We start from the raw sequence: 25,551 nt of genomic DNA on the forward strand, positions 1-25,551 counted from the left end.
CGGGGCTGCGGTGTCCCGGTTTTTTGGCCGCAGGGTAACCTGCGGCCGTTTTTTCCTAACACAATCATAGGTATCAGCTGTGAATAGAATTGATTCAGCCGCCCCGCTGCTGCCTGAAATTCTTGCCCTGCATGGCAAGTGGCGTGCCGATAAAGATGCGGTGATCTGTGGCACCCAGCGCTTTTCCTGGTCCGCGTTCTGCGCTGGCAACCATCGCTTCGCCCATGGTTTGGCCGCGCGCGGTATCCAGGTTGGCGACCGGGTCGCCATAGTGATGTCTAACGGCTTGTCCATGGTGCAGGCGCTATACGGCACGATGGCCGCGGGTGCCTGCTCGGTCCCGATCAACCTCTCGGTGAGCGACGAGGCGCTGGTGGGAATGCTTGAGGACTCAGGGGCTGTCGCGCTGGTGGCCACGGAAGACCAGGTAAGTCGAATCCACAGGCTGCGCGATACGCTGCCGTCGCCGCTCTCCCTGCTGCTGACCGATGGCGCAGGCGAGAAAGGTTGGACCAGTATCGATGCGCTGTGCGCGGGTCAGCCCGAGGTCCTGCCGGCAATAGATATTGCCGACAACAGTCCGTTGAATATCATTTACAGTTCGGGCACTACGGGTCTGCCCAAAGGCATCCTGCATACTCACCGGGGTCGTCGCGACTGGGCCTATGACCTGGCTATAGCGCTGCGCTACAACGGCTCTGCGCGGACATTGCTGACCATCGGCCTGTATTCAAACATCTCCTGGGTGGCCATGCTCTGTACCCTGCTGGCTGGAGGCACTCTGGTGATACATCCGCGCTTTGATGCCTCCGGTTTTCTGCAAACTACCGAGGCAGAGCGTATAACCCACACCGCAATGGTGCCTATCCAGTTCCAACGGGTGATCGAAACATTGAAAGCAGAGGGCGGCGATGTCAGCAGCATGCAGGCGATGATGAGCTGTGGGTCGCCGCTGCATGAAAGCCTCAAGCAGGATATTTTCACCTTGTTCCCCAGCGGGGTGATCGAGCTCTATGGACTCACCGAGGGCATCATTACGACTCTTGAGCCCGAAGACGCCGATGGGCGCTGGTCCAGCGTGGGCAAACCGTTGATTGGCACCGATATCTGCATCGTCAGTGACAGCGATGAGGTACTGGGAGCGAACCAGTCCGGTGAGATTGTTTCCCGCGGGCGCATCTCCATGCCCGGCTACTGGGGCAGGGAAGAGGCCACGCTGGAGGCCCAGTTCATTGATGGCGACGGCGTGCAGTGGCTGCGCTCCGGGGATATCGGCTATATTGATGAACAGGGTTTCCTTTACATCGTCGACCGCAAGAAAGACATGATCCTGTCCGGTGGGCAGAATATCTATCCGCAGGACATCGAGGCGGTGCTGTTTGAGCATCCCGAAATTGATGATGTGGCGGTGATCGGTCTGCCCAGTAAACGCTGGGGAGAGACGCCGGTAGCCCTGGTCGTCCCGAAAAACACTGATGTCGACTGTGCAGCCATTCTCGAATGGGCTAACAGTCGCCTGGGAAAACAACAGCGACTTGCAGAGGTCATTCTGCGACCGGAGCTGCCGCGTAATCCCAATGGCAAGATACTCAAGCGCGAGCTGCGCGTTGAATATCGGGAGAGGGAGTATGGCTAACTATAGTGATCACTATTACCTGAGTGGCGATGGCCTGCGCCTCTACGCCAGGGACTATCCCTGCAGGGATGAGGCCAATGCCAACCCGCAAACTGTGCTGTGTATGCACGGTCTCACTCGCAACTCCGCAGACTTTGCCCATCTCGCAGACCACTTGAGCGAGCGCTATCGGGTGGTTGCCGTGGACAACCGCGGTCGGGGCCTCTCCGAGTATGATGCCCATGTCGCCAACTACACACCGGCGACCTATGTGCAGGACATGTTTACCCTGCTGGCGGACCTCAACATCGACCAGGTAATACTTTGCGGTACGTCCATGGGCGGTCTGATGTCCTTTATCATGGCGGCCATGCAGCCGGCGCGCGTCCGCGGCATGATAATCAATGACATCGGCCCGGAGGTCGACCAGACCGGGCTGGACCGCATCAAGAACTACGTGGGCAAATCCAGACCGGTGAGCAGTTGGCCGGAAGCCATTGTGCAGGCAAAGGAAATCAACGCGATTGCCTTCCCTGATTTCAGCGATGCAGAGTGGGAGGATTTTACCCGGGGTATCTATCGCGATGAGGGCGGTGTGCCAGTGCTGGCTTATGACCCTGCTATCTCACAGCCGATGGAGGATGAGGAGTCAGCTGCCGTACCACCGGACCTGTGGCCGGTGTTCGAAGCCTGTTCGAGTATTCCCATGCTGGTTATACGTGGGGAAAACTCAGATATTCTAGCGTTGGACTGCGTAAAAACCATGAGCGAAAAGCACTCCGGCTTGCGCTATTTCGAGGTGCCCGGTCGTGGCCATGCGCCCACCCTGAACGAGGCTGCTGCGCGCGTGGCTATAGACGATTTCCTGAAATCCTTGTGTTGACTCGCTGCTGACCCTGCAGCCTACCCGGGCTGGTTCATATTGTTAGTACTCCCGTGAAAACGGGTGTTACCAAGATCGCTGACCGCAGCCTGCCGTGAGAAGCCTCTCGAATGTCCGCCCCGGCCGGCGCATCGCTGCCTCAACGCCCCATGCTGTGCACCTGGCCCGTTCGACATCAGGAGGGTGAGGGCTGGATCGGAGTTGTCTGGACTATGCTGTTTCTACCGCCCTGACCGGTGAAAAAGTCGGTTTTTATCGCTACTTTTAAACCAGACCAAAGCTTATTGTCGAAAAGTACTTCCCAGGGTCCCCGGCGCTTTATACTCCGATCTTCAACAGTTGTCCTGTAAGAGAGTACGCGGTGAAAAAGACATATGACGTGATTGTTGTGGGTTCCGGTGCCGGTGCATTTGTAGCTGCGATCCGGGCAGCCAGCCAGGGTGCCTCGGTCATCATGCTGGAGAAACAGGCCACCTATGGCGGCACTTCGGCAAGGTCCGGTGGTGGGCTATGGGTGCCCAATAATCGCAACATAGGGAGCGTCGGCGTCACTGACAGCGACGAAGATGCGTACCAGTACATGCGCAAGGTGATACCAGAGGACCAGGTATCCGATGACACTATTCGCAACTACATTGCCACCGCACCGAAAATGCTCGATTTCCTGTCCAGCGAAACCCTGGTCAATTATGTACCCGTACCGGGCTACGCTGATTACTACCCCAGCTATCCCGGCTGGAAAGAAGGCGGGCGCACCATGGACCCGATGCCGATTGACGGCAGGCCGCTCGGCGACTTGCTCTACAAAATGGAAGAAACACCAAAACAGAGCCGGGCAATGGGCATTTTTGGTATGAGCATCGTTGAAGGCTCGCAAATTCTGGCGACGACGCCAGGTTGGCAGAAAATCGTGGCCGGCATTTTTGCTCGCTATCTCCTGGATATTGGTGGCAGGTTGAGGGGTATGCGTGATCGCCGTCTCTGCCAGGGTAATGCGCTGATCGGGGGGCTGCTGATGGCAGCGCGCAAACACGGCGTTGAGCTGGTTTTGGAGACAGGCGTAAACGGGCTGATTAAAGAAGGAGATCGGGTGGTAGGCGTGCGAGCGCATTCCGCGAAACATGGTGATATTGAGCTTCGCGCTGAGCGGGGAGTGGTGGCCGCAGCTGGTGGTTTTGAGAACAATCCGCAAATGCGTGGCGATTACCTGCCCGGGCCCACCGATACTGACTGGAGCGCAGCCATTCCCGGTAATACCGGTGACCTCATTCGGGCTGGCCAGGAGATTGGCGCAGCCACGGGGCTGATGAACGAGGCATGGTGGGCGCCGGTAGTGAAAAATGGTGATACATCAGTGGTGCTGTTTTCGGAAAAATCCAAGCCGGGCCTGATTGTCGTCGATAAGCAAGGTCGGCGATTCATGAATGAAGCAATTACCTATAACTCCTATGGAGAGTGCTTCTACAACGCTCGCAAAGCCGGTTATGACTGCGTTCCTGCCTATATGATCTTTGACGGTAACTACCGCAAGAAGTACTTTTTCGGCGGAATTGTGCAATCAAGCATGTCACCGGACTTTATGAATCGTTCCGCTTTTGGCCCCGATGGAATGCTGATAAAGGCCGGTTCCCTGGATGAACTGGCGGACAAGCTCGGCGTGGATAAGGCTGGTCTGCGAGACACGACCAGCAAGATGGCTGAGTACGCCAGGACGGGAGTTGATGAGGAGTTCGGTCGCGGCAGTGACGCTCACGACAGAATGTACGGCGATGTAGAAGTCACCCCCAACCCCTGCCTGGGGCCGCTGGACGAAGCCCCGTTTTACGGCGCGCCGATCTATCCCGGCGACATCGGTACCAAGGGTGGTCTGGTTATAGACCACGATGGACGCGTGCAGGATGAACAGGGTAATGCGATAGAGGGCCTGTATGCGGCTGGAAACTGCACTGCCTCCATCATGGGGGACAAGTATCCGGGAGCAGGCTGTACCCTGGGGCCGGCGATGTCTATCGCCTTCCGCGCCGCCGATCACATGATGGCAGAAGCTTAGCGGTTGAGCAGGCCGCTCAGGGCTGTTTCAGGCGGGCTACGATGTCCGCCCAGCAGTGCGGATCGGGGTAGCGGTTATGGGTGAGGCTCACGCTGTCGGCGATACCGTCGAGGCGGGAATGTAGTTTAGCGGCGATTTCGTCGCGTTCACCGACCACGGCTATGGTCTCCAGCATTTCGTCACTGACCAGTTCTGTCATCTCGTCCCACCGCCCCTGCTTGGACAGTGCATTGAGTTCACGGTGCACTTCCTCCCAACCGTGGCAGCTGAGTGTGGGCAGGTAGGCCGGGGTTGAGCCATAAAAAGCCAACTGTTTTTTTGCGGCCAGCTTTGATGCCGCCATTTCCTCTTCAGTATCGGCCGTTACCACCAGCGTGGCACACATGATTTCCAGGTCTTTACGCTGGCGCTGGGAGACGGCCAGTCCCTTTTCAAGTGCGGGCAGCGTATTCTCCAGTAGTGAACGACGAGTGGTGAAGGGGTGGGCTATGAACCCGTCGGCTACCTCGCCGGCCACCTGGGTCATCAACGGGCCGAAGCCACCGGTAAAGATCGGCGGCGGCCCATAGGGGTTGGGGCCGGGATTGAAGGCGGGAATCATGATGCTGTGGGTATAGAACTCGCCGTGGAAGTCCAGTTCGCTCTTGCCCTCCCAGCAGTCCCAAATCGCCCGGATCGCCAGCACAATCTCGCGCATCCGCCTGGCAGGACTGGACCAGGTGCAACTGAATCGCTTCTGAATATGGGGGCGTACCTGGGTGCCCAGGCCGAGCACGAAGCGACCACCACTGATCGACTGCATGTCATAGCCCAGGTTGGCCAGATTCATGGGGTTGCGGGCGAAAGCAATAGCGATCGCCGTACCCAGGCGTATGTTCTGTGTATGTTCAGAGGCGACGGCGAGAGCCAGGAAGGGGTCGTGCTTGGCCTCAAAGGAGAAGCCGCCGTCGTAGCCCAGGTCTTCAAGATTTTTGTAGACACTCCGTGCGTCGCGCGGATCTTCCAGTGGTGCGGTGGTGTAGACTCTCATCGAAACCTTCCTACCTCGCTAGATTACGCTGTCCCCGCGCAGTTTCTCGACCAGAGCAGCGGCTACTTCTGCCGCAGAGCCCTGGAGGAACTCACAGTTGCCCTGAACTTCAGGTACGTATTGTTTATCCAAAACAACGCGAGGGCTAAGGTCATCTTCCGACAAGCCCAGGTCGGCGACAGAAAGGCAGGTCGGTTTTTTCTTGCGCGCTGCCATTTTTGCCTTGGCGGTCGGGAATCGAGGGTCTCCGAGTTCGTTGCTGATGGTGACAACTGCAGGCATCGCTCCGGTGACGACTTCATCACCGTCCGGCGTCGCGCGAACGACGGTCAGTGAAGCGCCATTGGCTTCCACTGCGCGGGCGAGGGGAACTACCGGGACTCCCAGTATTTCACCGACCAGGGCCGGCACCACGCCCTGGTCGTCGTCGGATGCTTGTCTACCGCAGAGTATCAGGTCGGCGCCATCGGTGCTGTTGACATAAGCGGCCAGTATGTTGGCCGTCACCTGGCTGTCCAGGGTTTGTGGATCGACTTCGATGGCGACGGTTTCATCGGCGCCCAGCGCGGCACACTGCTTGAGCAGTGCTTTCTGGTCCTGGCCGATAGAGACCGCGGTGATACTGCAGTCTACTCCGGCGTCGCGGATTCGCAGTGCCGCTTCCATGGCCTGTTCGTCGTACCCATTGATGAGGCGGGGGATAGCCGACACTTCCAGGGTCTTGCCGTCGGCACCGATATTCAGGTTGCCCGCCAGCGCGTAGTTGTTGACCGCGTCCGGGTCCAGTACTTCTTTTACGCATACAATAATTCGCATCGTTTTTCTCCCGTCAATTATCCATCAGGGTAAGGCTCTCTTCTTCGCACCACACCGCGTCTCTGGAATAGGCCTCCGGCTTTTGCGTCAGCTCCGCCAGCAGGTACCAGCGCCAGGGTGAGCCGCCGAAATTAAAGTCACGGTAATCCCCGGTCAGGGTGCCGACGAAAAACTGGCGTCCCGCGTATTTTGTCTCCGCTATGGGCGCACCGCCTTCGCACTCGGCCCGCCTGCCCCGGTAATCAGCATTGAAGCCGCTGACGAAGGGGGCATCAGGGCCTTGTTCAGTCGTCATCGTCACTCGCAAAACGATCAAACACGTCCAGGGCCTCTTCCACTATGTCGGAGAGAATCTGTCGCGCCGGTTTCATTTCGGTTACGTAGTGGATGCCCTGGCCAGCAGCCTCAGTCATCAGGTCTTTGCGTTGGTAGTCCAGCGAACCCTGGATGTAGTCTGAAGATAGCATCATTTGTAGTGGCGCCTTGAGCACAGGGGGTGCATCTGGCCCCAGCCACTCGTCATGCCAGGGGCAGCGTGTGGTGCGCATGGTGTAGCCGGAAATGCAGTTTGAGTAGACGGTGTCGGTAGCCTCGCACTCCAGCAGGCGTTCTTTCAACGGCTGGTTGAGGTCTGACTCACGGGATGCAAGCCACAGTGACCCGGTCCATACACCGGAGGCGCCAAGAGCCAGGGTGGCAGCCAGGTGGCGGCCCGTGGTAATGCCTCCGGCAGCAAGAACGGGAATACCCCGCTGCTCTGCCAGGTCCACCACCTGTGGCACGATTGACAGTGTGCCAATCTGTCCAGTGTGCCCTGCGGCATCGAAACCCTGTGCGATGATGCAATCAACGCCCGCATCGATTTGCTTCTGTGCCTGGCGCGGAGTGCCCACCAGCCCCCAGACCATCATGCCCTGGGCATGAGCTCTTTCGAGGAGAAATTTCGGTGAACCCAGGCCAGAGGCGAACACCGGAACATTCTCTTCGAATACCACTTCCAGCTGCGCCAGTGCCCGCGCCTGGTCGAGGCCTCCCCAGGTGTATAGGTCGGGAGCCTCTTTGGGGTCGGGTACGTCGTACTTGGCTTTAATTTGTTGTTCGAAATCCCGCGATTCTTTGGGAATCATCGCCATCAGTTCTTCGACGGTTCGTTCCTCCTCCACGGAGGCGGGCAGCACCAGGTCGATACCGAACTTCTTGTCGCCGATACGCTCGCGAATCCAGCGGATATCGGCCCGGATGTGCTCTGGCGGATGCATTGCCTCGCCTAGCACTGCGAAACCGCCAGCGTTGATCACCGCAACGGCAACATCTTTACAGTGGGTGAAGGCAACGATGGGGTACTCAATGCCCAGCTTCTCACATAGGAGGGTATGCAATGGATCGCTCATAGTGGAATTTCCCGTAATCAATTTTTCACAGTGAATAGCGGGGCAAACCCGCGTGCCGCCGCACCTCGTTTAATGCTCTGAAATCTACAGACTCCGATGAACAAAAGAAACTCCCTGCACGACCCATAGCCTATAGATGTCCAAAAATGAGGCGCTGTAGGCCGGAATTGATCCGCGCCTGTGACTAGAATGCTGGAGAGCCCGGGATTATTGAGCGTATGCAAAATCGCGTGGAGGAAAATCAGGTGCAATTCAGGATCGTGACCGTGGTTGAAAATCGCGTGCCACAGGGGCTGACCCCGCTGCTGGGTGAGCACGGCCAGGCGTTCTTTATCGACTGCGGAGACAGGCAACTGTTGTTCGACACAGGGCAGGGGTTGTCGTTGCTGCACAATGCTGATGCCCTGGGTATTGACCTGTGTACTATCAATGCGGTGGTGCTTAGTCACGGCCATTTTGATCATGCAGGTGGGCTGCTACACCTGCTGCAGCGCACTGCGGATTTTGACCTGTTCGCCCACCATGATGCCTTTGAGAGGAAGATGGTAAATGTGCGGGGGACACTGTTTCCTGTGGGCGTGAACGACGATCGTGCGGCGCTGGAAAATGCGGGTGTGCGGTTGCAACTTGCCAGCGGACCACAGGAGATCATGCCCGGTGTTATCGCCACCGGCAGTATTCCGCGGCGCAACGAGTTTGAGGAAATCGAACCGATTTTCTTTTGCGGTCAGCCGGGTGCTGAATGCCATGACAGTTTGGAGGATGACCAGGCGCTGGTACTGGATACGCATAAAGGTAGCGTAATTTTAATGGGATGTGCTCACAGTGGCCTGATCAATACCTTGCATCATGTCGCGGAAATCACTGGTTGCAGTAAGGTGCATGCGATTCTCGGAGGCCTTCACCTGGAACATGCCGGCCAGGACAGAATCGAGCGCATGCTCGCTCATCTGCGAGAGTTTGAAGTGGATAGAATGGTCGTGGGTCATTGCACGGGTATGCGCCCAACTGCGCAGCTGATGAACGTACTGGGTGACCGCGTATGCGCTAATCAGGTTGGCTATGAGCTGGTGATTTAGGCCGCCGCCCAATGCCCGGGGCGCTGGCCTGAAGCAACCTTATATTGTCCGTTTTTGAATTCCCTGCGGCGGCCGATTTCGCGGGTTTTCATTACACTGTTACCCCTGCGCGAGCGCGGTTAAAAAACCGGCCGTGTCCTCCACAGAGGGCCTGCGCAACACGAGAGCGGAAAGAGGTAAACGCAATGAGTGATATGACCGGTAATGATACTGACTTCAGCAATGGCCCACTGAGCGGATTGCGGGTGCTGGATTGCTCCACCATGTTAGCCGCGCCTTACGGGGCCACCCTGTTAGGCGATATGGGTGCCGACGTGATCAAGATCGAGTCTCATCATGGCGATGACAGCCGCAAGTTCGGGCCTATGCGTGGAGAAGACGCCGGGCCTTTCCTCAGTTTGAATCGCAACAAGCGAGATATGGTCCTGGACTTGCGGCAGCAGGAGGCGCAGCGGGTTTTTGCCGATGTGGCCAGCACGGCGGACGTACTGATCACCAACGTACGCGAGCCGGCCCTGAGCAAGTTGGGTATCAGTTACGAGCAGGTCAAAGCGCACAAGCCAGATATTATCTGGATTCGCGTCACCGCCTTTGGGCCCGATGGGCCCTATGACGGTCGCCCGGGTATTGATTTTCTGGTCCAGGGCTACGCCGGTGTCCTGGCGCTCAACGGCGAGCCTGACGGGGAGCCTGTGCGCACCAGTTTTCCGGCGGTAGACGTGATGACCTCCATGATGGTGGCCAACGCTGCCCAGGCAGCACTGCGCGTGCGAGACCGCACTGGTGAGGGGCAGCGCATCGAAGTGTCTCTACTGGATACGCTGGTGCATGCTCAGGCCAGCTCCATTGGTACGTACCTGACCACGGGAGAAATACCCGAGCGCACCGGCAACCGCAGCCTGGCTTTTGCTCCCTCCGGCTGTTTCCCGACCCGTGACCGTCACCACGTGGTCATCACCACGCCGGGTGAGAAGTTTTTCGCGAATATCTGCCGTGCGCTGGCAACAGACTGGGACAGTGACACACGATTTGCCAATGCTGCCGCCCGCAAGGCCAACGAAGACGAACTCGACCGCTTGATTAGCGAGCGTACGTGCCAGTTCGACCGCCAGGATCTGGTGGAAAAACTGGTGGCCGCAGACGTGCTGGTAGCGCCTATCAATACGCCCGCGGAGGTACCCCTGGACCCGCAGATCAGGCATAACAATATGCTGGTGGATGTCGTCCATCCGGAGTACGGGGAAGTCACGGTCACCGGTATACCCATTCGCTTCTACGGTACACCCTGTGAGGTGCGTCAGCACCCCCCGTTGCTTGGGGAGCACACCCGGGAGTTGCTAGCGGAGGCCGGTTACGGCGCCGGGGATATCGATGAGCTGATCCGCAAGGGCCTGGCTGCTGACAACGCGGACATCAAGCGCAGGCGAAAGCAACGACGCGGCTGATGAACGAGAGTGTTGCCGGCTGTGCTCACAGGGGCAGTGAAGTGCTGTGTGGCTTTACCTGGCACACTACACTTGATCGGCCCTAGGTCGGATCCGAGCTGAATTTGCTGATCACTTCATCCGCATAGCGATAGACGGCGTCCAGCTTAACCGCCAGGGACGGTTGCTGTTGCATGATGGCACCCACACCCATTTCCGCCAGAATGCGCTCGCTCCACGGGGTAACCTGCAGGTCGGTGACGCCCATGGATTCCAGTCGACGAATATCTTCCACTGAAGCGGCATCGGGGCAGTGCATCATAATGTCGAAGGCTTCATTTTCCCGCCCGTATTCGCGGCGGTAATCATTCAACTGATCGATAATTGCGGCTACCTCATCAAGGTTATGAATCACACTAACCCAGCCATCGCCATACTGCGCCGCCCGGCGCAAAGCGGGCTGAGTTGTGCCGCCCACGTAGATCGGTATTTTCCGCTTTGGCACGGGTGCCATGATCAGCCTGTCGAAATCGTAATACTTGCCATGAAACTCCACCATCTCGCCACTCAGGAGCAGGCGGATAATCTGGATGGCCTCATCCTGGCGCGCGCCGCGCGTTTTCTTCTCCTGTCCCAGCCACTTGAACTCCTCGGGCATCCACGCCAGGCCCACGCCCAGCGCTACCCGGTCGTTGGATATAGCGGCGACAGAGCAGAGACTCTTCGCTTCGAGCAGGGGCTGGCGGATAGCCAGGCGTAAAACCGACGGCAGAAAGCGGATGCGCTGGGTCACTGTGGCCATATTGGCGATCGCAACCCAGGGGTCCAGTACAGGCGTGTCCAGCGGCCAGAACCGCTTCCCGTCCGGTGTATAGGGATAGGGAACGGAGATTTCTTCCGGGAAAAAGGGCGCGTCCGCCACCTGGATGCTGTCCCAACCCGATTTATCAGCGGCGCGAGCGATCTCCTGGTGCTCAGCAGGATCAACCATAAACATATGAAAACCGAACCTCATCGCCGCGCCCCCGCTTTTACTTGTGTGCCTGTCTCAGATGGTAAGGCCGATACTTGCACCGTGACTGGTGGCCTCCGCCATATGCCTGGGTAGCCACGCCGATCCGGCCAGGTAGGTTTCGCCGATACTGCCGTCGGCTTTCAAGGCGTCATAGAGTTCGTGTCTGGAGACAGACCCATATACCAGGACTACGCTGTCGAAACCTGCGAACTCATAGGTTTTGTCACCCCAGGAGGATACCAGTTCGATGCCCCCCGCGGTCACCGCGTTCAAGATCAGGTTTGGGTGTATCACCACGCCGCATTGTTCCATGTGCTTGAGCACCATGCCGATGGAGTAGCGGGCAACCTCGTAACCGAGATGAACCGACTTGTGGAACACTTCTACCTGCTTGCCGCGTTCGGTCAGGTATTCAGCGACACAGGGTGTTTCGTAGTAATCTTCCTGGGAGATGATGGCGACGCGGTCGCCGGTGCTGGCCTTGCCCTGCATCACATCCCAGCCCTGTACCACGTGGGGTAGGTCGATACCGGGAATGTCCTCGGGTACGCGGGGTGTCGACCCCGTGGCGATAACCACTGCATCCGGCTCCAGCGCTTTGATCCCTTCAATTTCTACAGACGTTTCCAGGCGCACATCAACGCCCACACGCTGCATTTCGTTCTCTTCAAAATAAACCTGGTCTTCAAAATCATCGCGCCCCGGGGACCTGGCGGCGATCAACAGTTGCCCGCCCAGGCGCTTGTTCTGGTCCAGCAATATCACCTCGTGGCCGCGCATGGCGGCGATACGCGCAGCTTCACAGCCGGCGAGTCCGCCACCGACCACGACCACGCGCTTGGCCTGCTCTGCCGGCTGGTACTTCTCGCGCCACAGTAATTCCTTGCCGATCACCGGGTTGATGGAGCAGGTGGGTGTATACGGCACCGTTACCGGCTCCGAGGCCTCGTCTATACAACGGGTGCAGCTGATACAGCGGCGAATCTCGCTGAGGCGACCCTCGCGCGCCTTGTTGGCAAATTCGGGATCGGCGATACCGGCACGTACCATACCCACCAGATCGCAGATTCCATCTCTCAGTAGCTCCTCCGCCAACACCGGGTCATTGCAGCGGCCGGTAAAAAGCACTGCCGGACGAGGCTCCATTTCCGCAAGGTCGGCCATCGCCGCCTTGCCAAATTCGCGGAACTGGGCGTGGGCGTAGTAAGAATTAGGCACGTAGGAGGGCGCACCCCAGCAGTGGCCGGCGTCGATGTCGACGAAATCAAGCAGTCCGGCTTCAGCGATGCAATAGAGCATCTCGCGCAGTTCCATATTGTCGTAGCCCTGGTGCCGGAATTCAGCTCCGGCAATCCGGATGCCCAGGGCCATGGAGTCGCCCACCCGTTCGCGTACTCTTCGAAGTGCTTCCAGCACAAAGCGTACGCGATCGGCAGGACCGCCGCCCCAGTGGTCATCGCGGCGATTGGTCACCGGTGAGAGGAAGCTGTAGGCAAGGGTTTCATGGGCGCAATGTATTTCAATTCCATCGGCACCCGCCTTCATTGCCACTTCTGCGGCATCGGCGTAGGTATTGAGGCAGAACTCGATTTCTTCCTCGCCCATGATGTGTGGAGTGTAGTCCTGGGCCGCGATGATCGGTACCGGGGAGGGCGCCCAGATCGCGTTGAGGTGTGTCAACTGTACAACAGCTACCGACCCATGCCCGTGTATCTCCTCGCAGAACCTGGCCATGTCTTCGGCGAAACCAGGGTCCTGATAAGTTGCGTAGTGAGAGGAGAAGCCGACGCCAAGGCCGATCTCATCGGGGCATTCAGGAGGGAACGGCAGGTTGAGCAACCATGTTTCACTGCCAATCCAGCCCGTACCGCCTCTTGCTTTGGCGCCGTGGTGCTCAATAAAGTGCTCGTCCAGTCGGCCTGGCGTCATCGAGGAGTTGATTGTATTGGTGGTCTCGCAGATGCGATTGGGGACCCGCATTGGTCCCACCTGCAAGGGTTCGAACAGGTGTTCGAATTTCACGTTGCTCATGGCGGTCTTCTCCTGATTATCTCGATGATCACGTGCTAACAGCGCATAGACAGTCTAGAAACTATACTTGGGATAGAACAAAGGCGAGTTTATTCATTTCGGGCCTAAAGCGTTCCTTTTGCGGACAGCTGCGACGGCGCCGGGTTACAGAGGGCATGTGGCCGCACGCAGATGGTCCGGCAGCGGCGGCGCGCGCGGCGGGTGAAGCCGTGCGCGCAGCACTGCATCAGCTTGCTACTCTGGCGGTTAACTCAAAGCCTCGGCCGGGCCCGTGGGGGTCAGGATTTTCACCGCAAAGGGCCTGTCGGTCTGAGACTGGAAGTAGCCCCACGGAGGGAACATGGCAATCAGCTTTGGCCAGAGGGCCTCGCGTTCCTCGTCGCTTGCGTCGCGGCTGGTCGCGGTCATTCTGTTGGCATCGCATTGCACGATGCACTCCGGTGTGGCGTTCAGGTTGAGCACCCAGGCCGGGTGTTCGTCATAGCCAGCCAGCGAGCCTACTACGACCATCTCCTCGCCGTGTTGCAGGAATACCAATGGCGTGGTGCGCTCCTGTCCGGTCTTGCGCCCGACCACGGTCAGCAACAGTGTGGGCAGCCCTGAGGGCCCTGCGCCAGTGGCACGGCCCTCGGGGTTGGCCAGGTAATCGGCCACGTCTGCCTTGGCATCGCCGATAATACGGTCCATTGATGCAGTTGCGCTTTTCAGGTTTTCCCAGTCTTCATCGGACATAAAGTCCGGCTTCACCATTGCGTTGCGATTCTTTGTTGCCATCGTCAGCCCTTCCATCTGTGATTTGGTGGATAACTGAAAACGAGTCTAGGCAGTCTTGCGTTTCATCTCAACCGGCCTATGCGCTGTCCACCGTGCCGTCAAACGCGGGCATAATGCTAAAACGCTTTTAACAGCAATGGCTTGCGGCGCATTTGTGATTTCTGCCGCGCACTCCCTGTCCGAAAAAGAGATGTTGAAGGCCAGCATTGATTCTATGCAAGCTGGTGAGGGTGGCGATTAGTCATTAGACTTTTCCCAAGATTGGCCGTCTCTGCTGTGGCGTTCAATACCGGGAGCAATGCGCGGTAACGGTATAGTTTTTTATGAGCAATCGCCTTATTCGTGGGTGCATTGATGCAGACAGCATAGGTGCCCGCACGAGGCGACGGCAATCGAGTCCGCCTGGCGTATAATCCGGGCAACAGCAGGGCTGGGGAGTGACGCCCCCACCGGATAAGAATCAGCCGAATGATATGGGGAGACCCGATGAAACCCGCACCATTTGATTATTACGCTCCCGAGACTCTGGAAGACGCAGTCGCGCTTCTCGAGAAGCTTGAGGACGACGACGTCGAGGCCAAGATCCTGGCGGGCGGACAAAGCCTGATGCCGATGCTCAGTCTGCGCATGGCCAGGCCGGAAGCGCTGGTTGATCTGGGTAAAATCAAGTCCCTGGACTATATTCGCGAGGAAGGCGGCAATATCAGTATTGGTGCGATGACCAGTAAACGAGCAGTAGAAGACTCTGCGCTGATTCGTGAGAAACAGCCACTTTTGCACGCGGCTACCCTGCACATTGGTCATCGCCAGATTCGCAACCAGGGCACGGTGGGCGGCTCTTTTGCCCACGCGGACCCCGCGGCGGAATATGGCGCTATCGCCCAGGCGTTGGGTATGGAGATGGTCGTGGTCGGGCCTGACGGCGAGCGTGTGGTAGTGGCGGATGATTTTTACATTTCGTTTCTGACTGCCGATATCGATAGCACGGAGGTGCTCACAGAAGTGCGCGCTCCGGTTATGGCAGCGGGCACCGGATGGGCATTTCAAGAGATCTGTCGCCGCCAGGGTGACCTGGCGATTGCCGGCACGGCTGTCACCCTGCGCCTGGAGAACGGCAATTGTACCGACGTGGTCATCGCCGTTTTCGGAGTTAACGCCATCGCGGCTCGCCTGGGTGATGCCGAGCAATTGCTCAATGGCAAGGCACCGTCAGAGGCGCTTTTCCGTGAGGCCGGCAGGGTGGCATCCGCCGAACTCGACGAACCGATCAGTGATGTGCATGCCTCCGGGGAATATCGTCGTGACCTGGTTGCAACGCTGGTCAGACGTTGTCTGCTGGAGGCGGTCGAGCGGGTCGGGTAGTTTAACGCGGTAACAGGTTCAACAGTTTAAGAGGTCTTTTCGATGACGGCACCACAACAACAAGTACAAGTCACTGTTAACAGTGTCAGCTACGAGCGCGTGATTGATCCGCGCACCACTCTGGTCGATTTTCTGCGCCACGAACTGGGGTTGACCGGAACGCATGTGGGATGCGAGCACGGCGTATGTGGTGCCTGCACAATTCTCAAGGACGGTCAGGCAGTGCGTTCCTGTCTTATGCTGGCTGCCCAGGCAGACGGTGCGAACCTGCAAACAGTGGAGAGTTTGCGCAATGTCGAGACCGGGGAACTGCACCCAATCCAGCAGGCGTTCATTGATGAGCACGGTCTGCAGTGTGGTTTCTGTACCCCCGGGTTTCTGATGAGTACGCTGGACTTACTGGCGGAAAACCCGGATCCCAGCGACGAACAAATCAAGGATGCCCTGGATGGCAACCTGTGTCGCTGTACCGGATACCAATCGATAATTCGCTCGGTACGCCTGGCAGCTGCCAGGGTCCGGGGCGGAAAAGTTGCCGGTGCGCATGGCAGCGCCTGATACACAAGAATGCTTACGAGGCTAGATATGGCGATTACAATTCCAGGCTCGCCCCAGGACATGCCGACCACTGCGCCGCGCTACGTCGGGAAAGAGGTCAAAAGGATCGAGGATCCCGCGCTGGTAACCGGCACGGCGGAGTTCATTGACAATTTCGCCCTACCCGGAATGGCCCATGCGGCCATCCTGCGCAGTCCACATCCGCATGCAAAAATTCTACGCGTTGATACGTCAGCTGCGGAACAGATGCCCGGCGTGGTGGCGGTATTGACCGGCGCGGATATTAAGCGCTGGTGCAATGTAGGCACCACCGCCCCCGAGGGTTGGGGCAGTACGCCGATGGCGGTGGACAAGGTGCGCTTTGTCGGTGAGCCGGTCGCTGCTGTAGCGGCCACCAGTCGTTACGTCGCCGAAGACGCCCTGGAACTTATCGAGGTTGAGTACGAGAGCTTGCCAACGGTCAGAAATCCGCAGGATGCCGTGGCGGCGGATGCCCCCCTGATTTTCGACAATCAGCCCAGCAATGTGATTCAGGACCGCACCTACACCTGGGGAGAGGTGGACCAGGTTTTTGATGACGCGGATCATGTATACACGGAGAAGTTTCGCTGGAATCGAGTCGGCGCCAACCCGATGGAGACCTTTGGGTGTATCTGTCACTGGGATGTGGTCAACAACAGCCTGACCTGTTACGGGTCGTACCAGACACCGAGTTTTATCGCCCTTGGACGTGCAGCCTCGTTGAACCTGCCCTCCAACAGAGTGCGGGTTGTTTCTCACCCTCATGGTGGCAGCTTTGGCGGCAAGGGTGGACCTCGTGGAACCGACATCGCGGCTCTGTTGTCGCGCAAGGCCAACGGGAAACCGGTGAAGTATATCGAGGACCGCGTAGAGTACCTGCTCGCGGGCGCGGGACAATCCTGGGATCGCTATTACCAGGCCTCTCTGGCGGTGACGGCGGATGGTAAGCTGACGGGTTTCAAGGTCGACCTGGTGGATGACCAGGGCGCGGGTGCTGAGGGTTATGGCACTATTTCTGCCGCCAAACCACTGGCGGCTTTCACTGGCTGTTACACCATCGAGGCCGCCCAGTATCATATGAAACTGGTGGCAACTAATCGTGCGCCCACCTATGCCTATCGCGGTTACGGACCGCCTCCTCACAATGTTGTGCTGGAGTCGATGGTCGATATTGCTGCGCGCGATCTGGGCATGGATCCGGTTGATATCCGGCGACGCAATTATATTCAGCCGGATCAGTTTCCCTATACGATTCCCAGCGGCAATGAATATGACAGCGGCAGTTACGCAGCCGTTCTCGATAAAGTCATCAACATGTCTGAGTATCAGGCCATGCGCCAGCAACAGCGTGAGGCCCGCGAGCAGGGGCGCTTGCTGGGCATAGGGGTGGTGAATACCGTAGAGCCAGGCGTGTTCGACTGGAATGCCTACTCGACGGTGGGCGTTCCCGGCGTCGGCGTCCCCGAGGGTGTCAAAGTCGCTATCGATATTCTTGGTCATATCACCGTGACGCTGGGCTTTACCCTGGAGGGGCAGGGTCAATACACCCTCGCAGCGCAACTGGTGGCGGACTACTTTGGTGTGGAGATGGATTCCGTGCGTGTGACCTATGCCTCTACGGACGTCGCCCCGCCTCACTTCGGTCATGGCGGCAGCCGTCTCGGGGTGGCCCTTAGCGGCGCCATTATGGGCGCCTGCAAGAAGATTGAAGAGAAGTTTCGACTGGTGGTGGCAGGCCTGATGCAATGTGAGCCTGACCACGTGGAATTGATGGACGGACATATGCGGGTGCAGGGCATGCCCGGGGCGGAGATGCCGGTTGCCCAGGTTGCCGGGACCATGCTCGGCCGCAGCGATCTGCTGCCCCCCGGTATGGAGCCCAGCCCTGAAGCGACCTACGTATGGACTGCAGATGATCGCAACGAGCCTGACGACCAGGGGCGCTGCAAGAGCTACCTTACCGCAGCTAACGCCTGTCATATCGCCCTGGTGGAAGTTGACCGAGACACGGGCATCACGCAGATACTCAAATATTTCATAGTCGATGATTGTGGTACGCGGCTCAATCCCGCCAATGTAGAAGGACAAATTCAGGGTAGTGTGGCGCAGGGAGTGGGTGCTGTGCTTTACGAGGAGTATGTGTATTCCGAAGCAGATGGACAGCCGCTGGTTTCGCTTTTTTCAGACTACCTGTTGCCGGGGATACACGAAGTACCGATGACCGAAAAGGCGTTTATAGAAACACCCTCGCCAGTCGCGCCGCTGGGCGCTAAAGGCTGTGGTGAGGGAGCGATTCATACGACACCAGCGACTATTGTTTGCGCAGTTAACGATGCTATCGCGCACCTGGGTGTGCAAACCAGGGAGACGCCGATTTCTCCCAATCGATTGTGGAAGCTGTTGCAGGATGTCGTAGAAGAAAACTGAAATCGTGTCCCGTGCAGGCGGGGCCGAAACAAATAAACCTATCCGTTATGGGGCGTTAAATGGCTATAGAGCTGGAAGAAGTATTTGAAATTGCGGCACCGATAGACCAGGTGTGGATGTTTCTCATGGATCCGGAGCGAATGATTCCCTGTTTGCCGGGGGCTTCGGTGACAGAGATCGTCAGTAAGGAGCAGTTTGTCGGCACCGTCAAGTTGAAGATAGGGGCCATCACCGCGAAGTACGACGGTACGATCACCTACACCACCGCTGACCAGGGCACGTATACCTGTGTGATGCTGGCCGAGGCAAAAGAAAAGGGCGGCGGCACGGTGTCTGGCACCATTACTACCCAACTTGTGGAAAAGGACGGCGTGGTGCAGACGACGGTAAGATCCAATATCGATATGACCGGGCGCGTGGTGCAAGTAGGTCGCGGCATGATCGAGGGCGTCGCCTCGCAGATTATTGGCAAGTTTGTAAAGAACATTAAGAAAACTCTGGAGGTGGTCCCCGCAGTCGAGGGAGAGGAGGGTGGGCCCCAGGTCCCTGGGGCTGCAGTTCAGTCCCCCCCGGAATTCCACCGCGACGCCGAGGACGAATCGATCAATGTCCTGGCGGTGGTGTTCAAGGTTATGTGGCAGGGCATCGTCAACTTCTTCAAGCGACTGTTTGGTAAAGCCAAGTAGGTCAATAGCGGCCTGAATCTGGCCAGCGCGCCAGCTGGCCTGGATTCACTCGGGTGAGCCGCTTACCTGCGGCTCAATCAACCGTAGAATCAATTGCATCAATCAAGCCCCACTCCAGTGCGGTTGTCGCTCTGATGCGCCTGGCGGAAAGGGCCAGGTAGGCCATACGCTGGCGGCCAATCCTCTTTAGAATACTCACCGTACCCCCCGCACCGGGTATCAGGCCCATGGTGATCTCCGGCAGGTGGAAAAAGGTGTTCGGTTTGGCGATGACGCTGCCGGCAAAGGCCGGCAACTCAATACCTGACCCGATGCAGGCCTTGTGCAGTCGGTATTCAACCCGTTCCGCCAGGGCAGCTACCAGACCGCCTACATGGCGTGAGGAGCGGACTGCATGCGCTTCACTCATATCCGTTGCCAGACCGAATTCCTCCAGAGCGCCACCGCTGCAGAAGCAGTCTCCGGCACCACGAACTATGGTCTTGCTGATCGAGTCGTCCGCGGCCTGCAATTGCAGGCCCTCAAACAGGGCATCACGCATGGCGATCGACCAGGCATTGTGTTGCTGCGGCCGATTGAGGGTAAGGTGCAGTTGGTTGCCCTGGCGAGCCACCAGCACGGCCGGTTCCGGGTTTGGCGGTGGCTCTGGCGGAGAGGGCCTGGTCGCCAGATAGTGGCGGAACTCTCCGCCCGCCTGCAGCGTCGCATAGGCCAGCGATTCGGCCAGCAGTCCATCCTGTACGTTTGCGCGGTCGTTGTGACGAAGCAGTTGTACCAGGGTCATGGCCGCCAGCGGGTGGCGGCTGATATTCCTGATCAGTGGTTCGGCCTCTTGCCGCGATGACACCACTACATCGACCTTGTCTGTCAATTGGCAGCGTTGTCCAGTCGGCGCGACTGCGATTACCGGACAGGACATGTGGGTCAGGGCCAGGCCCAGTGGTTCTCGTTGCTGTTCGGTAACCGGACTGTCTTCGAGCAGGTCCAGCAATACCAGCGGGCAACCTGTGAGTGTGGAGTACTGCGCCGCACTGGCGGGTTGTCGGCACAGTTCTTCCAGCGCTGCGGGGGACAGGGTGTGCGGTGATCTTGGCATGGTTTTCCGTCGCTGGCGGCTGCTTTGAAGGCTGTTTATCCAGTGTCTACACTACACTAATACGCACCTGTCCGGGATCCTTGGAGCGAGCAATTTAGCTGTCCAAAAAAGAGATGTTGTAGGCCGGAATTGATGCCATGCAGGATGGAGGCAGTTGCGCGAAGCCATTAGACTCGAAGCAGATTGGAAGTGTGTGATGGCGAAAACCCGCCAGGTTGCCTTTCCCCGGTCCCACCGTGACTGATGTATGAGGAGATAAGATGAATGCAGCGTTAGATGATGTCATTGTGCTGGACCTGACATCCCGTTTCTCGTCTTCCCTGACCGCGGCGTTTCTAGCGGATTTTGGTGGGAACGTTATCCGTGTTGAATTAGCGACCAGCCCGCAGGAGCGTGGACAGGCGAAGGCCGGCTGGAACCACGAGGCCGACCTGATTCACCGCAACAAACAAAGTGTCCTGATTGACCCGGGCAAGACCCGCGGGCGAGAGTTGCTGGTGGAGCTTGCCAACCAAGCAGATGTCATCATCACCGACTGGCAAACACCCGACCTGGAACAACTGTGCCTGGACTACGCCAGTGTGGCAGCAACTAATCCGGGTGTTGTTTTTGGGCGCACTTCAGGCTTTGGCCCCGTAGGTCCAGACAGCGACCTCCCTGCCATCGACGAACTCGCCGCCTGCCGTGCCGGTGCCATGCCCACCCTGCAACAGCCGGGCGAACCCCCCGTGTATACCGGTGCCGGGGCGATGCATGCGACGGTGTTACTGGCCTTTGGCGTGGTTACCGCGCTGGTACACCGCCAGGCGACGGGTGAAGGCCAGGAGGTGGATACCTCGCTGTTTGCGGCCAATATGTATGGAGCCAGCCTGGATTTACAGGCTTTTCTGGCGATAGACGAGAAGCAGCGGGAACGCCTGATGCACCCCATCTCACGCCTGGATGTTTCCAACCCGATATCTGGCGCCCTTTATCCGAGTTCCGACGGCCGCTGGGTTACTCTGACCATGCCGGACACCGATCGGTGGTGGCCGCTGCTGGCACCCGCAGTGGGAATCGATGTCGATGACGAACGTTTCGACAGCCATGATAAACGCTGTGAAATTAACCGGCTGGAATTGATCCATGAACTGGAGGCAAGGTTCCAGCAGCATCCCGGGGCGCATTGGCGTGCATTGTTCGCTGAGCAGCAGATGTCTGCCGACGTCATCGAACAGTTTGACTACCCTGCGCAGGACCCCCAGGTAGCAGCCAACGGGTACATTATGGAGTTGGACCACCCCAGTTTCGGCAAGCTCAATAGCCTCGGCTTTCCCATTTACATGAGCGACAGCCCGGCGCGCCTGCGCAGTCTGGCGCCCTGTATTGGCCAACACACAGCGGGCGTGTTGCACGATCTGCTTGGTTATTCTGAAGATGACATCTATCAACTCACGACCGATGGCGTGATCTAGGAGGTTTCCCGTGGCAAAAGCATTGGAAGGTATTCGGGTTATCGACTTTACGGTCTGGTTCCAGGGCCCGGTTTCAGCGCAATACCTGGCCGATTTCGGCGCAGAAGTGATCAAAGTCGAAAACCCCAAGGGCGGAGACCAGGGGCGCGGTGTACGCAGCATGAAATCCCTCGCGATTGGTGACTGGAACCAGTACTTCCTGGTCATCAACCGCAACAAGAAAAGTATCGCCATTGACTTGAAGAAACCGGAAGGGCAGGAAATCCTGTATCGGATGGTGGAGAAGTCCGATGTATTTCTGTCCAACTTGTCACCCGCGCTGCTGGCCAAAATGAACCTCTCGTTTGACCAGCTCTCTGCCATTAATCCGCGCTTGGTATATGCCACCAACACCGGGTATGGGCGTTTTGGTGGGGTTTCCAAGCCCAGCTTCGATATGACCGTGCAGGCCCTGACGGGCGCTATGGCCCGACTGGGTGAACCCGGTCAGCCACCTATTTATATGGGTATGGGGTCCGGTGATGCCTACGGAGGAATTATGTCTGCGATGGGTATCGCCATGGCCATATACCAACGCAACCGAACCGGGAAGGGTCAGTGTATTGATGCGTCGCTGTACGGTGCGCAACTGTATCTGGCAGCGCCTTACCTGCAGGCCTACCTGGCGGGTGATAAAAAGAGCGCACTGCAACAGTCGCGCAAGGAAGTTGAAAACCCGCTGTGGAATCTCTATCCGACGGCAGGCAAGTGGCTATACCTGTGCGAGGAAAACACGGATCAGCGTTTTGCTTTGCTATGCAATGCGCTGGGTGATGATGGGCTGGCCAGCGATGCGCGCTTCGCCAGTGCGCAGGCACGCAGTGAGAATAATGTCGCGCTGATTGCCGCTATTGATGCCATCACCTCTGGTCGTAGCGATGACCAACTGTTGGCGGAGTTTGAGCGCAACGGTCTGGTCCACAGCCCGGTCAACAGTTACGCCGATGTGGTTGAGGACGAGCAGGCCTGGCAGAACAACTACTTCATGAAGGCATACTGTGAAGAGGTGAAACGTGAGGTGGACGTTCGTGGCTTGCCGGTTACCCTGTCGAAAACACCCGGTGAGGTGAATACATTGGGTCCACAGTTGGGCCAGGACACTGAGTTATTGATGATGGATCTGCTGGAGTATGAATGGGAGCAGATTGAAGAATTCAAAGCCAAAGGCGCTATCCCCTGAGCCCCGGCTCACCTGAGGCAGTAGCGACGTAAACAGAGGTTAGATAGATGGCATGGACTGAATGGAATACCGTGGATGGCGACGGGCTCGATAACTTTGAGCTGATCGCCTATGAGAAAAAGATGCACACTGAACTGGGTGGCGGTATCGCCCGTGTCTCGCTGAACACCCCGGAAAAAATGAATACGCTCACCACGGACACGGTGGACGAAATGTTTCGGGCGTTTTACGACGCCAACCATGACCCAATGATAGGCGTTATCGTGATCGCAGCCCGCGGCAAGCATTTCGGTGCCGGTGGTGACGTGGACTGGGAGCGCTGGGGTCTACGCGAGGCATTTTATAATCGCTATCCGCACAATCGGCTGATGCGAATGTCGCGCAAGCCGATAATTGCCCAGGTGCAGGGCTACTGTATTGCCGGACATAACCATATGGCCTACTGCTGTGACTTCACGATAGCAGCTGATAACGCGATTTTCGGTCAGGCGGGTCCCAAGGTGAGCTCTCCCGCTGACGGCTTTTTCGTGCCTTACCTGACCAAGGTGGTAGGGGCGAAGAAAGCCAGGGAGATGTGGATGCTATGCCGCAAGTACCCCGCCGCCGAGGCACTGCAGATGGGTCTGGTTAACACGGTGGTAGCGCCGGAGGACCTGGAAGCGGAGGTGGACCAGTGGTGTGAGGAAATGCTGGCCAAGAGCCCCGGTTGCCTGGAGGTACTCAAGGCATCGTTTGACCAGGAGATGGACGGGTACAAGGAGTCCTGTGTTACCTCAGCGTCCATGTACCCCGGCTGGTTCGATATGCCCGAGGGTAAAGAGGGCGGCGAGGCCTTTGTAAACAAGCGTCCGCCTAATTTCTGGGCTATTCGTAAACGTGAGGCCGAGATGCGCGAGCAATTACTGGCGGAGTATGACGCCGAACTCGAAAAAACCAGAGAGTAACGTTATGCGCGGGGTGCCGTGAGAGACGGCGCCATACATGAGGTTAAAAAGTGTTTAAAGACATTGCATGTATTGTAGGAATTGGTGAGACGGGATATTGCCGTAAACCAGGTTCGGGAATGAGTGAGGAGCGCCTGCAGTTGCAGGCATCGGTTGCCGCCCTGCACGATGCGGGGCTCAAGGGAAAAGAAATCGACGGTATTCTTGCTTTCCCTAATCTGGGCAAGTCGGAAGCATTTGCGGCGAGCCTGGGTAGCGAAAATTTGCGTTTCGCGGCGACTATACATATGGGGGGCGCTTCGCCGGTTGCCTCATTGAGAATGGCGGCGATGGCGGTAACGCAGGGGGCGGCCAATCATGTACTGATACCCGGCGCATGGAACGGTTACTCCGGGGCCCGGGTGCGGGAGACGGTGACTACTGACAAGAATTCCATTCCCGGCGGTGCGATTGCCTGGGACTATTACCTGCCCCAGGGGCTCACAGTCCCGCCCCAGTGGTACGCCCTGATGTGTAGGCGGCACATGCACGAGTACGGCACCACCCATGAACAGATGGGCGCCGTGGCAGTAGCCATGCGCAAGCATGCCCAGCTCAATCCCGGAGCGTTAATGTGTGGTAAGCCGCTGACCCTGGAGCAGTATATGGCGTCGCCCATGTTGGCGGATCCCTATCGTGTGAACGACTGCTGTCTTGAAACCGACGGTGGTGCGGCCTTCATTGTCACCACCGTGGAGCGCGCTCGTGATCTGGGCAAGACGCCGATCTACATTATGGGGGCCGCGTCAGGACAGCCGTATCCGGCGGATGAGTTCACCACGCGCAAGGACTTTCATCAGACCGGGCTGAGTATCGCCGCGCCGGAGGCGTTTCGCATGGCCGGGGTGACGCCGGCGGATATGGACTTTGCGCAAATTTATGACTGTTTCACCTTTGAAGTGATTCAACAGCTGGAGGAGGCCGGATTTTGTCAACGCGGCGAGGGCGGTTCCTTTGTCGAAGATGGCGGTATCGAGTTGGGCGGTAAGCTTCCGGTTAACACCTCTGGCGGTTTGCTTTCGGAAGCCCACTCTCTTGGCCTGGGGCACGTTGTCGAGGCAGTAAAACAGCTGCGTGGAGAGGCGGGCGACCGCCAGGTTGCCGGCGCTGAGTTGGGCGTGGTAACCGGGTGGGGTGATTTTGGTGATGGCAGTATCGCCATCCTGCGCAGATAAGCTGAAGGAGACGGTGATGAGTGAATACAAAAAGCCTCTGCCCGGGCTCGATGGTTTGACCGGAGAGTTCTATGACTTCTGTAAGCAGGAGGCTCTGCACTTCCAGCGGTGCAGCGCCTGCAATACGTTTCGTCACGTGCCGCGGGAAATGTGCGCAGAATGTAATTCCTTCGAATGGGAGTGGGTCAAGTCCAGTGGCAAGGGCACTATTTTTAGTTGGGTAGTGGTAAACCGCGCCCTGCATCCGGCTTTTTACGACCCGGCGCCGGATGCGGTTCCCATGGCGCCCGTAGTGGTCGAAATGGAAGAAGGTGTGCGCCTGACAAGCAATATGGTGGATTGCCTGCCTGCAGAGCTGGAGATGGATATGCCCGTGGAAGTGGTCTACGAGGTGGTGACCGATACCGTCACCCTGCCACGTTTCCGGCGCATCAAGAACTGAAAACAGCAGCGAAACTATGA

At 57.9% G+C, this 25,551-nt stretch carries 22 protein-coding genes; 14 read left to right on the forward strand and 8 right to left on the reverse strand.

Translation table 11 applies throughout. The annotated features are described in order from the left end of the window. Positions 1-79 precede the first annotated feature (79 nt). The 3 genes from C0039_RS08830 to C0039_RS08840 all read left to right on the forward strand — a co-directional run bounded on the left by C0039_RS08830 (position 80) and on the right by C0039_RS08840 (position 4,548). The gene (locus C0039_RS08830; RefSeq protein WP_101517869.1) at positions 80-1,636 is read left to right on the forward strand and encodes a class I adenylate-forming enzyme family protein; all 1,557 of its coding nucleotides are present in this window, start codon (positions 80-82) and stop codon (positions 1,634-1,636) included. Further along, positions 1,629-2,498, forward strand: coding sequence for an alpha/beta fold hydrolase (locus C0039_RS08835; protein ID WP_101517870.1), 870 nt, complete (start codon positions 1,629-1,631; stop codon positions 2,496-2,498). The genes C0039_RS08830 and C0039_RS08835 overlap by 8 nt, the downstream gene beginning before the upstream one ends. A gap of 361 nt (positions 2,499-2,859) precedes the next feature. After that, entirely contained in the window at positions 2,860-4,548 is a 1,689-nt protein-coding gene (locus tag C0039_RS08840) for an FAD-dependent oxidoreductase (RefSeq protein WP_075999935.1), read from the forward strand. 16 nt (positions 4,549-4,564) lie between these two features. Here the strand turns inward: C0039_RS08840 and C0039_RS08845 are convergent, their stop codons facing one another. From C0039_RS08845 to C0039_RS08860, 4 genes are read right to left on the reverse strand one after another with little or no spacing between them, the layout of a single operon-like run. Next, a complete protein-coding gene (locus C0039_RS08845; RefSeq protein WP_075999936.1) occupies positions 4,565-5,578 on the reverse strand; it encodes a TIGR03617 family F420-dependent LLM class oxidoreductase in 1,014 nt (337 codons plus the stop codon). Between the two features lie 18 nt (positions 5,579-5,596). After that, positions 5,597-6,394: an electron transfer flavoprotein subunit beta/FixA family protein gene (locus C0039_RS08850; RefSeq protein ID WP_101517871.1), complete on the reverse strand. Its 798-nt coding sequence runs from the start codon at positions 6,392-6,394 to the stop codon at positions 5,597-5,599. A 13-nt stretch (positions 6,395-6,407) separates the two neighbouring features. Continuing rightward, positions 6,408-6,689: a hypothetical protein gene (locus C0039_RS08855; RefSeq protein ID WP_075999938.1), complete on the reverse strand. Its 282-nt coding sequence runs from the start codon at positions 6,687-6,689 to the stop codon at positions 6,408-6,410. Next, entirely contained in the window at positions 6,679-7,785 is a 1,107-nt protein-coding gene (locus C0039_RS08860) for an NAD(P)H-dependent flavin oxidoreductase (RefSeq protein WP_101517872.1), read from the reverse strand. Before C0039_RS08860 ends, C0039_RS08855 begins: the two co-directional genes overlap by 11 nt. Before the next feature lie 245 nt (positions 7,786-8,030). Here C0039_RS08860 and C0039_RS08865 point away from each other — a divergent pair, with 245 nt between their 5' ends. Further along, entirely contained in the window at positions 8,031-8,864 is an 834-nt protein-coding gene (locus C0039_RS08865; protein ID WP_165787074.1) for an MBL fold metallo-hydrolase, read from the forward strand. 185 nt (positions 8,865-9,049) lie between these two features. Next, on the forward strand, positions 9,050-10,309 hold the full coding sequence (locus C0039_RS08870; protein ID WP_084179500.1) for a CaiB/BaiF CoA transferase family protein: 1,260 nt from the start codon (positions 9,050-9,052) through the stop codon (positions 10,307-10,309). Positions 10,310-10,391: 82 nt separating this feature from the next. Here C0039_RS08870 and C0039_RS08875 read toward each other — a convergent pair whose 3' ends face one another. From C0039_RS08875 to C0039_RS08885, 3 genes are all read right to left on the reverse strand, one after another. Further along, positions 10,392-11,303, reverse strand: a complete 912-nt coding sequence (locus C0039_RS08875) for a TIGR03619 family F420-dependent LLM class oxidoreductase (RefSeq protein WP_101517874.1) — start codon at positions 11,301-11,303, stop codon at positions 10,392-10,394. A 33-nt stretch (positions 11,304-11,336) separates the two neighbouring features. Continuing rightward, positions 11,337-13,334 (reverse strand): oxidoreductase, encoded by a 1,998-nt coding sequence (locus tag C0039_RS08880; RefSeq protein WP_101517875.1) that lies wholly within the window; start codon positions 13,332-13,334, stop codon positions 11,337-11,339. A gap of 246 nt (positions 13,335-13,580) precedes the next feature. Next, positions 13,581-14,108 carry a nitroreductase/quinone reductase family protein gene (locus tag C0039_RS08885; protein WP_165787075.1) on the reverse strand — a complete coding sequence of 176 codons (528 nt, stop codon included), beginning with the start codon at positions 14,106-14,108 and terminating at the stop codon, positions 13,581-13,583. Positions 14,109-14,594: 486 nt separating this feature from the next. Here C0039_RS08885 and C0039_RS08890 point away from each other — a divergent pair, with 486 nt between their 5' ends. The 4 genes from C0039_RS08890 to C0039_RS08905 are packed head-to-tail and all read left to right on the forward strand — an operon-like array spanning position 14,595 to position 19,162. After that, positions 14,595-15,470 carry an FAD binding domain-containing protein gene (locus C0039_RS08890; RefSeq protein ID WP_075999941.1) on the forward strand — a complete coding sequence of 292 codons (876 nt, stop codon included), beginning with the start codon at positions 14,595-14,597 and terminating at the stop codon, positions 15,468-15,470. A gap of 42 nt (positions 15,471-15,512) precedes the next feature. After that, entirely contained in the window at positions 15,513-16,028 is a 516-nt protein-coding gene (locus C0039_RS08895) for a (2Fe-2S)-binding protein (protein ID WP_075999942.1), read from the forward strand. A 27-nt stretch (positions 16,029-16,055) separates the two neighbouring features. Continuing rightward, positions 16,056-18,476, forward strand: coding sequence for a xanthine dehydrogenase family protein molybdopterin-binding subunit (locus tag C0039_RS08900; RefSeq protein ID WP_165787076.1), 2,421 nt, complete (start codon positions 16,056-16,058; stop codon positions 18,474-18,476). A 59-nt stretch (positions 18,477-18,535) separates the two neighbouring features. Further along, positions 18,536-19,162: an SRPBCC family protein gene (locus tag C0039_RS08905; RefSeq protein WP_101517878.1), complete on the forward strand. Its 627-nt coding sequence runs from the start codon at positions 18,536-18,538 to the stop codon at positions 19,160-19,162. A 73-nt stretch (positions 19,163-19,235) separates the two neighbouring features. Here C0039_RS08905 and C0039_RS08910 read toward each other — a convergent pair whose 3' ends face one another. Continuing rightward, a complete protein-coding gene (locus tag C0039_RS08910) occupies positions 19,236-20,258 on the reverse strand; it encodes an enoyl-CoA hydratase/isomerase family protein (protein ID WP_101517879.1) in 1,023 nt (340 codons plus the stop codon). Between the two features lie 260 nt (positions 20,259-20,518). On the opposite strand from C0039_RS08910, the gene C0039_RS08915 reads away from it, so the two are divergent. The 5 genes from C0039_RS08915 (at position 20,519) to C0039_RS08935 (ending at position 25,531) form a co-directional block, all read left to right on the forward strand. Beyond that, positions 20,519-21,712, forward strand: coding sequence for a CaiB/BaiF CoA transferase family protein (locus C0039_RS08915; protein ID WP_101517880.1), 1,194 nt, complete (start codon positions 20,519-20,521; stop codon positions 21,710-21,712). A gap of 10 nt (positions 21,713-21,722) precedes the next feature. After that, entirely contained in the window at positions 21,723-22,931 is a 1,209-nt protein-coding gene (locus tag C0039_RS08920; RefSeq protein WP_075999949.1) for a CaiB/BaiF CoA transferase family protein, read from the forward strand. 47 nt (positions 22,932-22,978) lie between these two features. Beyond that, positions 22,979-23,875, forward strand: a complete 897-nt coding sequence (locus tag C0039_RS08925) for an enoyl-CoA hydratase-related protein (RefSeq protein ID WP_101517881.1) — start codon at positions 22,979-22,981, stop codon at positions 23,873-23,875. Positions 23,876-23,994: 119 nt separating this feature from the next. Then, positions 23,995-25,089: a thiolase family protein gene (locus C0039_RS08930; RefSeq protein WP_198171887.1), complete on the forward strand. Its 1,095-nt coding sequence runs from the start codon at positions 23,995-23,997 to the stop codon at positions 25,087-25,089. A gap of 16 nt (positions 25,090-25,105) precedes the next feature. After that, the gene (locus tag C0039_RS08935; protein WP_075999951.1) at positions 25,106-25,531 is read left to right on the forward strand and encodes a Zn-ribbon domain-containing OB-fold protein; all 426 of its coding nucleotides are present in this window, start codon (positions 25,106-25,108) and stop codon (positions 25,529-25,531) included. Positions 25,532-25,551 lie beyond the last annotated feature (20 nt).

Origin of the sequence: Pseudohalioglobus lutimaris (assembly GCF_002866825.1) — a bacterium.
Classification (GTDB): Bacteria; Pseudomonadota; Gammaproteobacteria; order Pseudomonadales; family Halieaceae; genus Halioglobus; species Halioglobus lutimaris.

Bases quoted from the DNA above. Each gene is read 5' to 3' on its own strand.
- C0039_RS08915 (WP_101517880.1), top strand. From the start codon at position 20,519: ATGAATGCAGCGTTAGATGATGTCATTGTGCTGGACCTGACATCCCGT.
- C0039_RS08895 (WP_075999942.1), top strand. From the start codon at position 15,513: ATGACGGCACCACAACAACAAGTACAAGTCACTGTTAACAGTGTCAGC.
- C0039_RS08905 (WP_101517878.1), top strand. From the start codon at position 18,536: ATGGCTATAGAGCTGGAAGAAGTATTTGAAATTGCGGCACCGATAGAC.
- C0039_RS08930 (WP_198171887.1), top strand. From the start codon at position 23,995: ATGAGTGAGGAGCGCCTGCAGTTGCAGGCATCGGTTGCCGCCCTGCAC.
- C0039_RS08875 (WP_101517874.1), bottom strand. From the start codon at position 11,303: ATGAGGTTCGGTTTTCATATGTTTATGGTTGATCCTGCTGAGCACCAG.
- C0039_RS08870 (WP_084179500.1), top strand. From the start codon at position 9,050: ATGAGTGATATGACCGGTAATGATACTGACTTCAGCAATGGCCCACTG.
- C0039_RS08860 (WP_101517872.1), bottom strand. From the start codon at position 7,785: ATGAGCGATCCATTGCATACCCTCCTATGTGAGAAGCTGGGCATTGAG.
- C0039_RS08850 (WP_101517871.1), bottom strand. From the start codon at position 6,394: ATGCGAATTATTGTATGCGTAAAAGAAGTACTGGACCCGGACGCGGTC.
- C0039_RS08900 (WP_165787076.1), top strand. From the start codon at position 16,056: ATGGCGATTACAATTCCAGGCTCGCCCCAGGACATGCCGACCACTGCG.
- C0039_RS08845 (WP_075999936.1), bottom strand. From the start codon at position 5,578: ATGAGAGTCTACACCACCGCACCACTGGAAGATCCGCGCGACGCACGG.
- C0039_RS08910 (WP_101517879.1), bottom strand. From the start codon at position 20,258: ATGCCAAGATCACCGCACACCCTGTCCCCCGCAGCGCTGGAAGAACTG.
- C0039_RS08855 (WP_075999938.1), bottom strand. From the start codon at position 6,689: ATGACGACTGAACAAGGCCCTGATGCCCCCTTCGTCAGCGGCTTCAAT.
- C0039_RS08925 (WP_101517881.1), top strand. From the start codon at position 22,979: ATGGCATGGACTGAATGGAATACCGTGGATGGCGACGGGCTCGATAAC.
- C0039_RS08935 (WP_075999951.1), top strand. From the start codon at position 25,106: ATGAGTGAATACAAAAAGCCTCTGCCCGGGCTCGATGGTTTGACCGGA.
- C0039_RS08890 (WP_075999941.1), top strand. From the start codon at position 14,595: ATGAAACCCGCACCATTTGATTATTACGCTCCCGAGACTCTGGAAGAC.
- C0039_RS08835 (WP_101517870.1), top strand. From the start codon at position 1,629: ATGGCTAACTATAGTGATCACTATTACCTGAGTGGCGATGGCCTGCGC.
- C0039_RS08880 (WP_101517875.1), bottom strand. From the start codon at position 13,334: ATGAGCAACGTGAAATTCGAACACCTGTTCGAACCCTTGCAGGTGGGA.
- C0039_RS08885 (WP_165787075.1), bottom strand. From the start codon at position 14,108: ATGGCAACAAAGAATCGCAACGCAATGGTGAAGCCGGACTTTATGTCC.